The sequence below is a fragment of the Glycomyces sp. TRM65418 genome (genome assembly GCF_019710475.1).
In the GTDB taxonomy this organism is placed as follows: Bacteria; Actinomycetota; Actinomycetes; order Mycobacteriales; family Micromonosporaceae; genus Glycomyces.
The window spans coordinates 394411-406686 of record NZ_JAJFAX010000004.1; the positions used below are offsets into that span (position 1 = coordinate 394411).

A 12276-nucleotide genomic window follows, 5' to 3' on the forward strand; every position below is an offset into this window, starting at 1 on the left:
TCATGGGCATCCCCAACGACGAGCAGTTCGAAGCCGCCTTCGGCGAGCTCGCCGAAGCCGCCGCCGTCATGGCGAACCCGGCTGAAGCCTCGGTCCTGCGAGCGCGGGTCCGCCGCCGCCGCACCGCCCGGGCCGGCGTCGCCGGCGTCGCCGCCGTCGCGGTCCTCTCCGCCTCGGGCTGGCTCATGCAGCACGCCCTCGGCCAGGACACCGACCCGCCGCCCGCCGACGACGAGACCACCGCTGCCGTCGAACCGACCCCGACCGCCGAGGACCCGACGAGCCCCGCCGAAACGACCACCACCGCCGAGGAGGAGCACGTCGAGGCCCCCGTGCTGCCCGAGTTCGACGACCTGGCCGGGACCGCGATGGACCTCTTCTCCTTCATGCCGGGCGCGTCGATCGACGGGATCTGCCGCACCGACGGGGCCGAACTCGTCGACGGCCGCACCGGCGACCCCATGCGGTCGACCGGTCAAGTGGTGCTCCTCGAGGTCGTCCACGCCCCGATGACCGACGGCGGTCAGGAGCAGGCGGTGGCCTTCCTCGGCTGCCGGTTCGCCGAGGCCGCCGCCTTCCAGGCCGTGCTCCTCGCCGAAGACGGCAACGGCGGCTGGGAGGCCGCCGCGCAGCTCATCCACTCCAAGGCCAATGCCGACCGTCCCTACGACATCGCCGCCCACCCCGACTACGGCGTCCTCATCGGCGTCGCCGAACGGTACATGTGCTGCGCCGGCGACCCTGACGCGATCGACTACTGGGTCGAGCGGGCCGTGCTCGACGACGTAGGGAACCCGGTGCTCGACCGGCTCGCCGAGAGCGAGGTGCCCAGCGGCTTCTTCGCCGACCTCGCCGTCACCGTCGACGCGATCGAGACCGCCGACGCAGGCGTCTGGACCCTCACCGTCACGGTCCGCAACAACGGCAGCGATGCCTCCGGCCGCTACCGCCTGAGCGGCTGCCTCGACGCGGGCATCGAAGCCGACGCCGACTTCGTCGAATGCTTCGAGGGCGGGACCGCGCTCGGCGACATCGACGGCCTGGATGTCGGTGAAACGTACACCGCCACGTGGACGGTCACCGTGGCGGCCACCGGCGACTCGGCGTACGCCCGGTTCACCGTCGAGGCCGACACGCGCTCCGAGCCGGGGATCGTCCGAGACGTCGTCCTGGCCGACAACGAGGCGTTCTTCGACTTCAACGCGTAGGACCGCACGAACAGGCCCCCGCGAGTGTTGCTCGCGGGGGCCTCGTCGCATAGTCAGACGACCGCGACGCCGGCGTCTTCGAGATCCTTGAGGGCTTTGGCCTTCGTCTCTTCGGCGACCGCGGCGGTGTAGTCGAGGAGCACGGTGGTCTCGAAGCCTTCGGCGGCCGCGTCCAGCGCGGTGGCCCGCACGCAGTGGTCGGTGGCGATGCCGACGACGTCGACCGCGTCCACGCCCCGCTCGCGCAGCCACTCGGAGAGGCTCGTCTCGCCGGCGGAGCCCTCGAAACCCGAGTACGCCGCCTCGTAGGCGCCCTTGTCGAACACGGCCTCGGCGCGGGTGTGGTCGAAGTCCGGGTGGAAGGCCGCGCCCGCGGTGCCGACCACGCAGTGCGGGGGCCACGAGTCGCGGAAGTCCGGTTCGGCCGAGAAATGCGGGCCCGGGTCGATGTGCCAGTCGCGGGTGGCCACGATGTGGTCCCAGCGGCCCGGGGCGGCGGCGATGAGTTCGGTGACGGCCGCCGCGACGGCCGCGCCGCCTTCGACGGCCAGCGACCCGCCCTCACAGAAATCGTTCTGGACGTCTACCACGATCAGTGCCCGGCTCATGCTTCGATCCTAGTGACGCGGCCCGGCGGTTGGAAGGGCCCGTGCGCGACCGCGCCGATTTTCTGCCCGCGCTTGGGAGACGAAACCGCCCGGGAGCGGCGGCTCCCGGGCGGTTTCGTGCGTTATGCGGGCTAGTGGCCCTTGACTTCCTTGACCAGGTGGCCCCACTTCTCGTCGAAGACGGGGCGCTCCGAGCGGATGCGCGGGAGCCGGTCGAAGTTCCGCAGCGGCGGCGGGCAGCTGGTCGCCCACTCGAGCGAGCCCCCGTGGCCCCACGGGTCGTTGGTCTCGACCACGCGCCCGGCCTTCCAGGACTTGAACAGGTTCCACACGAACGGCAGGGTCGAGAGGCCCAGGATGAACGCGCCGACCGTGGAGACCATGTTCAGCGTCGTGAAGCCGTCCGACTGCAGGTAGTCCGCGTAACGGCGGGGCATGCCCTCCGCGCCGAGCCAGTGCTGCACCAGGAACGTGGTGTGGAAGCCGATGAAGGTCAGCCAGAAGTGGACCTTCGCGAGGCGCTCGTCGTACATGCGCCCGGCGACCTTCGGGAACCAGTAGTAGACCCCGGCGTACACGGCGAACACGATGGTGCCGAACAGGACGTAGTGGAAGTGCGCCACGACGAAGTAGGAGTCCGAGACGTGGAAGTCGACCGGCGGGCTGGCGAGCAGGACGCCCGAGAGGCCGCCGAGGAGGAACGTGACGAGGAAGCCGAGGCTGAACAGCATCGGGGCCTCGAACGTCAACTGGCCCTTCCACATGGTGCCGATCCAGTTGAAGAACTTGATGCCCGTCGGGACCGCGATGAGGAAGCTCATCAGCGAGAAGAACGGCAGCATGACCGCGCCGGTGGCGTACATGTGGTGGGCCCACACCGCCATCGACAGGCCCGCGATCGCGAGGGTCGCGGCGACCAGGGTCTTGTAACCGAAGATCGGCTTGCGGCTGAAGACCGGGATGATCTCCGAGATGATGCCGAAGAACGGCAGCGCGATGATGTACACCTCGGGGTGCCCGAAGAACCAGAACAGGTGCTGCCACAGGATCGCCCCGCCGGTGTCGGAGTCGAAGACGTGCGCGCCGAGCTGGCGGTCGGCCACGACCGCCAGGAGCGCGGCGGCGAGGATCGGGAACACCAGGATCACGAGCAGGCTGGTGATGAGGATGTTCCAGGTGAAGATCGACATCCGGAACATGAGCATGCCCGGGGCGCGCATCGTCACGATCGTCGTGATCATGTTGACCGCGCCGAGGATGGTGCCCAGACCCGAGATGGTCAGGCCCACGAACCACATGTCCGCGCCGATGCCCGGCGAGTTCACCGCGTTCGACAGCGGCTGGTAGGCGAACCAGCCGAAGGACGCCGCGCCGCCGGGGGTGATGAACCCGGAGACGGCCAGGAGCGAGCCGAACAGGTACAGCCAGTACGCGAACGCGTTCAACCGCGGGAACGCCACGTCGGGCGCGCCGATCTGCAGGGGCACCAGGTAGTTGCCGAACGCGAACACGATCGGGGTCGCGAACATCAGCAGCATGATGGTGCCGTGCATCGTGAACAGCTGGTTGAACTGCTCGGAGGACACCACCTGGAGGCCGGGCCGGAACAGCTCCGCGCGGATCAGCAGGGCGAGGATGCCGCCGATGCCGAAGAACGCGAAGGACGTGACGAAGTAGAGCAGCCCGATCTGCTTCGCGTCCGTCGTGCGGAGTGTGCGGGCGAGCCAAGAGCCGCTCGGCTCGCGACGTACCGGCCAGGGACGCGCGACGATAGGCGTTGGCTCAAGCTTCGGCTCAACCGTGGTCACCTGTGGGCCTCCAGATCATTTCCAGGTAGCGAACGCAGCATAGCCCCGCGAAGGGCCGCCGATGCGGAGGGGGATTGCGGAAGCGGCGTGGCGGAGCGTGATCGGATCATGCGCTCATCGTGGTTGTCGCAGGTCTCGTGCGCGATGGGTCGAGCGCGAGCGGTGGAGCCCGCGGGACGCCGCCGGAGGCGGACGCCCGCGGGTGAGCAATCTCCTACGCAGTGGCGCTCGGACGGGACTAGACGCCGCCGCGGGCGTCGGGCTCCAGTGCGGCGTAGACCCGCTTGACCAGCAATGCGGTCTCGTAGCCGACCTGCCCGAGGTCGCACCCGGCGTTGGCGAGCACCGCCAGCTGGGCCCGGTCGCCGACGGCCATGAGCAGCAGCACGCCCTCGTCCATGTCGATGACGGACTGGCGGATCCGGCCGGCGTCGAGCACCTTCGCCGCCCCCGTCGTCAGGCTCGCGAGCCCCGAGGTGATGGCGGCGAGCTGGTCGGCACGGTCGGTCGACAGCCCCCGGGAGGCGGCGATCGCGAGGCCGTCGACGGAGACCGTGAGCGCCTCGGAGACGTCCGGGACCTTCTCCACGAAAGAGGTCAGGAGCCAGTCGAGTTCACCGACGTTCTTGTCCTTGTTGTCCATCTCGCTGCTTTCTATTGGCGTTGTTCGTGTGCGGCGGCCGCCGCGATGCCGGATGCGAAACCGGTGAGCCGGTCGCGGATCTCGGCCGGGTCGAGGTCGACTCCGCCGCCGCCCGGACGCGGGCTGGGGACGGAACCTGGGAGCAGCCGGGAGCCCGGCGCGCGGCGGGGCAGTTCGGCGCCGTTGACCCTGCCCGAGGACTCGAGTGCTCTATTCACCTTCCTGAAGGTAACATCCAGCGACTCGGCGCCGGGTCCCGCAGGGGCGTGCGAACCGTTGACGCCGCCGTGTGTTCCCCCAGCTACAGGCCGTGGTTCGGGCGGCGCCCCGGCCTTGCGCGGTCGGGGCACGATCGGTTCGACGGCGCTCGGCGCGGCCGCCTCGGCGCCGGTTCCGGTGACCGGCAGGTTCGCGGCGCGCGCCGAGAGGGCGATCCGCGCGGCCGAGCCGCCGGCACCGTCGGGGGACCCGCCCACCGGGTCCTCGGCGTGCGCGCTCGCGGGGATGCGCACGAGCGCGAGCGTGCCCTTGCCCATCGTGGAGTGCAACTGGACGCTGATCGCGTGCTCGGCGGCGAGCCGCCCGACGACCAGGAGGCCCATGGTGGCGGTCAGCTCGGAGTTGAGCTGCGTCGGCTCGGCCAGGCGGCGGTTGATCGCGGCCATCGGCTCGGGGGCGAGGCCGATGCCGTCGTCGGCGATGGAGATGACGATCTCCGAACCGGAGCGCCGGGTGGTGACGCGCACCGACTGGGTCGGCGGCGAGTAGGAGGCCGCGTTGTCGAGCAGCTCGGCGAGGATGCGCACCAGGTCGCCCGCGGGCTTGGTCTCCAAGCGGGCCCCGACCTGGTTCTCGACCACGACGCGCCCGGCGTCCTCGATCTCGGCCACGGCGTCGCGGAGGATCATGTCGATCCCCGCGGGGTGGCTGTAGCGCCGCTGCGGGTCGCCGCCGGCGAGCAGGAGCAGGTTCTCCTCGTTGCGGCGCATGCGCGCGAGCAGGTGGTAGACGCTGCGCCACTCGTCGGGGATCGGGGCGCCGTTGCCCTTGTCCTCGACCAGGGACTCCATGACCTGCTGCTGGCGGCGGATGAGGCTCTGCCCGCGGCGGGCGAGGGTCTTCATCATCGCCTCGACGTCGATGCGCAGCAGCGCCTGGTTCGCGGTCTGGCGCAGCGCCTGGTGGTGCGCGGCGCTGAAGGCCTCGGCGAGGCTGTCGAGCTCGTCGGAGTAGCGCGAGTCGGTGGACATGGCCGTCTGACGCTTGGCCGCCTGCAGCAGCCGGTCGACCTCGCCCGCGTTGGCGGCCTGCGAGACCGCGGCCACGGTCTTCGGCAGCGTGTCGTACGCGGCGGTCAGGGTCGCCTCGCGGACGCCGTCGACCCGCAGGCTGATCCGGCGGGCGAGCATCGCGGCGGAGACGATCGAGGTCAGCGCCAGCACGAGCACCAGGGCCAGCGTCGTCAGGAGCGTGCGCGAGGAGGCGTCGCGCATCGCGGTCACGTCCTCCTGCATGAACTCCAGGACGGCGGACTGCGTCGTGTCGAGGGAGGCGACGATCGCGCCCTGCGCCGCCGAGAACTCCTGCGGCGCGATGGTCGGGATGTTGCCGTGCAGGTAGACCGTCAGCGCCTCGCGGGCCCTGACCGCCTCGTCCGAGTCCGACGCCCTCGCGTACGCCTCGCTGGCCTCGGCGGACGCGTTGGCCTGGAACTCCGTGATCTGCCGGTCGAAGGAACCGGAGAGGTAGGCGACCGCGCCGAGGTACTCGCGCCCGACCACGACCTCGCCCTCCTGCTCCAGCCGCGCCAGGTCCGCGGCGACGGTGAACTGGATCTCGACGGCGATCCGGTTGGCCTGCATGACCGCCGCCAGCGAGTCCAGGTGCGCCGAGATCTGCGAGTCGTTGACCAGCCGCGGCAGGATCGAGGAGATGCCGACGACCTTGTCGGCCACGCCCCGGTAGGTCACGTACGCCTGCTCCGCCTCACCGTCGTCGATCTTGACCTCGCCGGCCAGCAGGAGGTCGAATCCGGCGCGGGCGGTCTCCAGGTTCCCGGCCTCCTCGACCAGGGCCTCCAGGTCGTCCTCCAGTTCGGGGAACCGCTGGGACACCGTGCCGACGGCCTCCTTCAGGCTCGCGAACGCGCTGTCGGTCTCGCGGCGGGCCACGGCGGAGTCGAACTGCCCGCCCGAGCCGTTGACGACCGCGCCCATCGCCGAGTTCACCTCGTACTGATGTGCGTCGAGCACCTCGTTGAGGTTCTCGGAGAAGTCGGCCAGCACCTTCGCATCGGTCGCGTTCTGGTATTCGTCCCACACCGTCACCGTCTGGAACAGCCCGAGCACCAGCATCCCCATGAGCGCCGCGGCGATCGGCAGCATCAACTGCATCCGGATGGGGAGACGACTGGTGCGCTGCCGGGCTTTACGGGACATCGAGGGTTGTCCTTTCTGAGGGCGACGATCCGCGCTGCGGCGTGCTGCTGACCATCTTCGCTTGTGCCCAGACGGGCCGGTGAGGCGGGGCTCACCCCACTGATCAGCCGTTCAGCCCACGAGCGGCCGTCCTTCCGGGTATCGGTACAGGCGGTGGCGGGAGCGGATCGCGAGCGAAGTCGCCAGGAGGACCGGCCCCATGCGGCCCCCGAACATGAGGACGATCGAGACCCATTTGGACGGATCGGACAAGTCGCCGGTGATCCCGGCCGACTGCCCCACGGTCGCTCCGGCGGAGGTCGCCTCGAACATGAGGTGCGCGAGGTCCATGTGCGGTTCGAACATCTGCATGAGGAGCACGCCGGCGGCGATGAACGCCACGTACACCAGCGCCACGCTGAGGGCCTGGCGGATCACGGCGCTGCTGAGGCGGGTGCGGAACGCGGACACGTCCGGTTCGCCGCGCACCTCCGACCAGATCACCCACAGCAGCACGAAGAACGTGGTCACCTTGATGCCGCCGGCCGTCGACGCCGAGCCGCCGCCGATGAACATCAGGACGATCGCCGACAGCAGCGAATGCGTCTCCATATCGCCCACCTCGATCGAGTTGAACCCGGTGGAGCGGGGCATGACGCTCTGGAACAACGCCGGCAGCAGCTTCTCGTCCCAGCCCATGGGCCCGAGCGTGGCGGGATTGGACCACTCGAACCCGAGGAAGACGAAGAACCCGCCGACGAACAGCACCGTCGTCCCGGTCAGCGTCATCTTGGTGTGCAGGGTCCACTTGCGGTGGCCCCAGTTGCGGCGGGCGATCTCGAACAGGACCGGCATCCCGAGCCCGCCGATGACCGAGGAGGCGATGATCGTCCCGATGATCCACGGATCGTGCGCGAAGTCCATCATCGAGTTCGAGAACAGGCTGAAGCCGCCGGAGTTGAAGGCGCTGACGCTGTGGAAGACGCCCTGCCAGGTCGCCGAGCCCCCCGAGAACCCGTAGGCGTGGTGGAACCGCAGCGACAGGATCACCGCGGCGACGGTCTCGACCGAGAGCATCACGATCACCGTCCGGCGGATGACCTCCTTGAGGTCCCCGACCATGACGTTCCGGTTCACCTCGGCCTGCGCGATGAGCCGCGAGCGCAGGCCGAGCTTCTTGGAGACCACGAGGCCGAGGAACGCGGCGCTCGCCATGATCCCCAGGCCGCCGATCTGCATGCCGACCAAGATGACGGCTTCGCCGAAGAGCGACCAGTGGACGGGGGTGTCCAGGGTGATCAGGCCGGTCACGGTGATCGCGGAGGTGGCGGTGTAGAGCGCGTCGACGAACTCGGTGCCGCCGGGCCCGGCCTGCGCGACCGGCAGCATGAGCAGGAAGGTGCAGAGCGCGATGGCGGCGCCGAACCCGAACGGGACGAGCCTGACGGGGTGACGCGTGAACCACTCGGAGTATCGGTGCATCTCAGGTGCGGGAGGCGAACGCCTCGACCTTGGTGGTGGCTCCGGAGACGATGAGCGTGTCGCCCTCGGCGATCACGGTATCCGGTGTGGCGTACGTGAAGTCCTCGCCGGACTGCTTGACGCCGACGACCGTGACGCCGTACTTCGATCGCAGCCGCGACTCGGCGAGGTTGCGGCCGACCGCTTCGGCCGGGGCCTTGGTCTTGACGATCGCGAAGCCGTCGTCGAACTCGATGAAGTCGAGCATCTTGCCGCTCACCAGGTGCGCGACCCGCTCGCCCATGGCGGCCTCGGGGTAGACCACGTGGTGCGCGCCGGTGCGGTGCAGGATCTGGCCGTGCTTGGCGTTGATGGCCTTCGCCCAGATCTCGCGGACGCCGACCTCCTCGCAGGCGAGCACCGTGAGGACGGAGGCCTCGATGTCGGTGCCGATCGCGACCACGATGTGGTCGAACTCGCCGATGCCCAGCTGCCCGAGCACCGTCGAGTCGGTCGAGTCGGCCTGGACGACGTGCGTGAGCGTCTCCGAGGCCTTCTGGACGATCTCGGCGCGCTCGTCGATCGCGAGGACCTCGTGGCCGAGCCGCGTGAGGGACTCCGCGACGGCGGAGCCGAAGCGGCCGAGGCCGATCACGGCCACGGTCTCCTCCGTGGGGCTCTCGCCCCTGCCGAACAGGTTCATCAGTGCGCCTTCTTGGACTCGAGTGCTGTCACGACGCCTGATTCTGCCACCAGCCGTCCGGCGCCGCGGTCCACACCCGGCACCGGGCGCGAAGCGCACCGGTTCACGGGCGAAGCGAAGAGGGAGGCGGTCGATAACCCCTCATGACCGCCTCCCTCGAACACCCCTAACACTCTCCAAGGATGGAGGAGAACCCCCAGTCTACTCCGCGAGCACGGCCCGGAGGAAGTCCTGAGTGCGCGCTTCCTGCGGTTCTGAGAACATCGCCTCGGGCGCGCCCTCCTCGACGACGACGCCCTGGTCGAACATCATGACCCGGTCGGACACGTCGCGGGCGAAGCCCATCTCGTGCGTCACGATGAGCATGGTGATGTTCGTCGAATTGGCGATGTCGCGCAGCACCCCGAGGACGTCGGCGACGAGCTCGGGGTCGAGTGCGCTCGTGACCTCGTCGAGCAGCAGGATGTCGGGGTCCATCGCCAGTGCGCGGGCGATCGCCACGCGCTGCTGCTGCCCGCCCGAGAGCTGCGACGGGTAGTTGTCGACCTTGTCGGACAGCCCCACCAGGTCGAGCAGCTCCTCGGCCTTGGCGGCGGCCTCGTCCTTGGAGCGCCCCAGCGTGTGGACCGGCGCCTCGGTGACGTTGCGCATCACCTTCATGTTCGGGAACAGGTTGAATTGCTGGAAGACCATGCCGATCTTCTGGCGGGCCTGCCGCAGGTAGCGCTCGTTGGCGACGACGAGCTTGCCGCCCTTCTCCATGTGGGAGAAGGGTTTGCCCTCGACCCAGATGACGCCGCCGTTCTCCTCGGGGTGCTTGACCGGCGTGACGCGTTCCAGGGTCATCAGGAGCCTGAGGATCGTGGTCTTGCCCGAACCGGAGGGCCCGATGAGCGTGACGCGCTCGCCGGGGTCGATGTCGAAGCTCAGCCCCTTCAGCACGTCCAGGTCGCCGAAGGACTTGTTGACCCGGTCGAAGCGGATGATCGGTTCATTAGAAGTTGGACTTGGCAAGACGGTTCTCCAATCTCCGCGCCGCTACCGCCACCGGGTAGGAGGCGGCCAGGAACAGGATCCCGGCGATGGTGTAGCCCTCGACGGCGCCGGTGTAGTTCTGGCCCTGGAACTTCTGGGCCTGGGAGATCATCTCCAGCACGCCGATGGCGAACAGGGTCGGGACCTCTTTGAACATGGCGATGATCCAGTTGGCGACCGCCGCGGTCGAACGCCGCATCATCTGCGGGAGGATCACCGCGCCCCACACCCGGTGGGTGGGGAGGCTCAGCGCCGTCGCGGCCTCCCACTGCCCCTTCGGGATCGCCTCGATCCCGGCCCGGTAGGACTCCGAGGTGTAGGAGGCGTAGTGGATGCCCAGCACCGCCGAGCCGACGGCGAAGGCGCTCCACTCGGGGTTGATGTACAGGCTCGTGGCGGTCCAGACGAACAGCAGTTGCACCAGCAGGGGGGTGTTGCGCACGAACTGGAAGAAGCCGGAGAGGGCCAGCCGCAGCCAGCGCGGGCCGATGCGCTCGCCGATGGCGACGAGCAGGCCCACGATCACGGCGATGAGGCCGGCGACCAGGGTGACCTGCAGGACGACGAGGAAGCCGTCCCACATGGCCGGGAAGATCTCGACGACGGTCTCGTAGTTCCACTCGTTCACGTGAGCGCACCTCCCGCGGTGGCGACGCTCTGGTCGGGCGGCGTGGCCGTGCGGCCCTTGGCGGGCCCGGCGCCGACGCCCCGCTTGGCCTTGCGTTCGAGGGCCCGCATGCCGTGCCAGATGAGCCAGGCGAGGATGAAGTAGATGACCAGGATGAGCGCGTAGTGCGCCAGCAGGTTCTGGCCGCCTTCGGCGCCGCCGATGATGCCGGCCATGCCGGTGATGTCGAGGACGCCGATGAGCGAGACCAGGGCGCTGGCCTTGAGCAGCATGATCGCGAACGAGCTCAGTGAGGGGATCATCTCGGGCCAGGCCTGGGGGAGGACCACCAGGCGCATCCGCTGGAACGGGGTGAAGTTCACCGCGACGCTCGCCTCCAGTTGGCCTTTGGGCACGGCGGCGATGGCGCTGCGCACCACTTCGGAGCAGTAGGCGCCGTAGTTGAGCCCGAGCGCGATGATCCCCGCGACGATGGCGTAGTCGAACTTGATGCCCAGGATCACCGGCATGGCGTAGGCGAACCAGAACAACTGCACGACGACGGAGGAGCCGCGGATGAACTCCACGAACGTGCGGGCCGGGGTGCGCACCGCCAGATGCTTCGAGCTCGTCATGAGGCCCAGGGCGAACGCCACGAGCAGCGCCAGGGCCGCCGACGCCACGGTGACCGAGATGGTCACCACCAGTGGCATGGCGTATCTGGGCAGCGAGTCGATGACCGCTTGGAAGTCCATGACGCCTACTGGTAAGTGTCCGGGCACAGGTCCTGGGCGGTCAGACCCTCGGGGTGGTTCTCGTCGACGGTGAACCCGTACGCGCTCACCAGGCCTTCCCAGGTGGCGGTGTCGGCCAGGAGGGTCTCGAGCTCCCCGTTCAGCGCGTCGCGGAAGTCGGCGTCATTCGGCTGGAAGACCGCTGCGCCGGCCCCGATGATCTCCTCGCCGGTCTCGGGGTCGATGAGCCAGAAGCCGTCGGTGACCTCGAGTTCATCGTCGGCCTCCGCGGCGAGTCGGAGGTTCGCCGAGGTGAGCGCGACCGCGTCGACGCGGCCGGCCTTGAGTTCGAGGATGAGCGCGGGCAGGTCGGGCTGGACGTTGATCCGGTCCTCGGGGAAGATCTGGTCGGCCACCTCCTGCTCACTCGTGCCGTTCATGACGCCGATGACGCCGTCGGAGTCGGCCATGTCGTTCAGGGTGGTCCAGCCGCCGGGGTTCCCGGCCATGACCAGCAGGGCGTCCGGCATGACGTAATCGGGGTCGGCGAACGCCACGGCCTCGCAGCGTTCCGGCGTGATGTACATGCCGGCGATGACCATGTCGTGGTTGGTGCCCAGGCCGGTGATGAGCGAGTTCCACTCGGTGAGCTTCCACTCGATCTGGTCGGCGCCGATGCCGAGCTGGTCCAGCAGGTGGGTGTGCACGTCGACGGACTGCCCGGTGACCGAGCCGTCGTCGGCGGTGTAGGCGTAAGGGGCCTCGTCGGCATACGCGACCCGGATCTTGCCGCCGTCCTGGGCGTTCTCCAGCAGGCTGCCGCCGCCCCCGTCCTCCCCGCCCTCGTCGGTGCGGGAGCACGCCGCCAGGGCTACGGCCGCCGCGCCGGCGGTGGCTCCGCCGAGCAGACGGCGGCGGTTGAGATGCAGTTCGTTCGACACGATGGTCGCCTCCTGAGTTTGGGCTCGGGTACCTTGCCGACACTAACGGTCTATTGTAAGTTTGTCGACAATACGATGATCGACGTTCGATAACAAATGTGCAAGTGCTCG

At 69.1% G+C, this 12276-nt stretch carries 11 protein-coding genes; 1 reads left to right on the forward strand and 10 read right to left on the reverse strand.

The features are described from left to right. Positions 1 to 2 precede the first annotated feature (2 nt). Positions 3 to 1208, forward strand: coding sequence for a CARDB domain-containing protein (locus K3N28_RS12150; RefSeq protein ID WP_228092792.1), 1206 nt, complete (start codon positions 3 to 5; stop codon positions 1206 to 1208). A 53-nt stretch (positions 1209 to 1261) separates the two neighbouring features. Here the strand turns inward: K3N28_RS12150 and K3N28_RS12155 are convergent, their stop codons facing one another. The 10 genes from K3N28_RS12155 to K3N28_RS12200 form a co-directional block, all read right to left on the reverse strand. Next, complete coding sequence (locus tag K3N28_RS12155; protein ID WP_228092793.1) at positions 1262 to 1816, reverse strand: isochorismatase family protein; 555 nt, start codon at positions 1814 to 1816, stop codon at positions 1262 to 1264. 131 nt (positions 1817 to 1947) lie between these two features. Further along, positions 1948 to 3624, reverse strand: a complete 1677-nt coding sequence (ctaD, locus tag K3N28_RS12160; RefSeq protein ID WP_228092794.1) for a cytochrome c oxidase subunit I — start codon at positions 3622 to 3624, stop codon at positions 1948 to 1950. 238 nt (positions 3625 to 3862) lie between these two features. Further along, entirely contained in the window at positions 3863 to 4267 is a 405-nt protein-coding gene (locus K3N28_RS12165) for a roadblock/LC7 domain-containing protein (protein ID WP_228092795.1), read from the reverse strand. 11 nt (positions 4268 to 4278) lie between these two features. Next, complete coding sequence (locus tag K3N28_RS12170; RefSeq protein ID WP_228092796.1) at positions 4279 to 6705, reverse strand: sensor histidine kinase KdpD; 2427 nt, start codon at positions 6703 to 6705, stop codon at positions 4279 to 4281. Positions 6706 to 6816: 111 nt separating this feature from the next. Further along, the gene (locus K3N28_RS12175) at positions 6817 to 8166 is read right to left on the reverse strand and encodes a TrkH family potassium uptake protein (RefSeq protein WP_228092797.1); all 1350 of its coding nucleotides are present in this window, start codon (positions 8164 to 8166) and stop codon (positions 6817 to 6819) included. Between the two features lies 1 nt (position 8167). Then, positions 8168 to 8890 (reverse strand): TrkA family potassium uptake protein, encoded by a 723-nt coding sequence (locus K3N28_RS12180; RefSeq protein ID WP_374209760.1) that lies wholly within the window; start codon positions 8888 to 8890, stop codon positions 8168 to 8170. A gap of 159 nt (positions 8891 to 9049) precedes the next feature. Continuing rightward, on the reverse strand, positions 9050 to 9862 hold the full coding sequence (ehuA, locus tag K3N28_RS12185; RefSeq protein WP_304608719.1) for an ectoine/hydroxyectoine ABC transporter ATP-binding protein EhuA: 813 nt from the start codon (positions 9860 to 9862) through the stop codon (positions 9050 to 9052). Further along, complete coding sequence (locus tag K3N28_RS12190) at positions 9843 to 10511, reverse strand: amino acid ABC transporter permease (RefSeq protein WP_228092799.1); 669 nt, start codon at positions 10509 to 10511, stop codon at positions 9843 to 9845. Before K3N28_RS12190 ends, ehuA begins: the two co-directional genes overlap by 20 nt. Then, complete coding sequence (locus tag K3N28_RS12195; RefSeq protein WP_228092800.1) at positions 10508 to 11245, reverse strand: amino acid ABC transporter permease; 738 nt, start codon at positions 11243 to 11245, stop codon at positions 10508 to 10510. Before K3N28_RS12195 ends, K3N28_RS12190 begins: the two co-directional genes overlap by 4 nt. Positions 11246 to 11250: 5 nt before the next feature. Beyond that, entirely contained in the window at positions 11251 to 12165 is a 915-nt protein-coding gene (locus tag K3N28_RS12200; protein ID WP_228092801.1) for a transporter substrate-binding domain-containing protein, read from the reverse strand. Positions 12166 to 12276 lie beyond the last annotated feature (111 nt).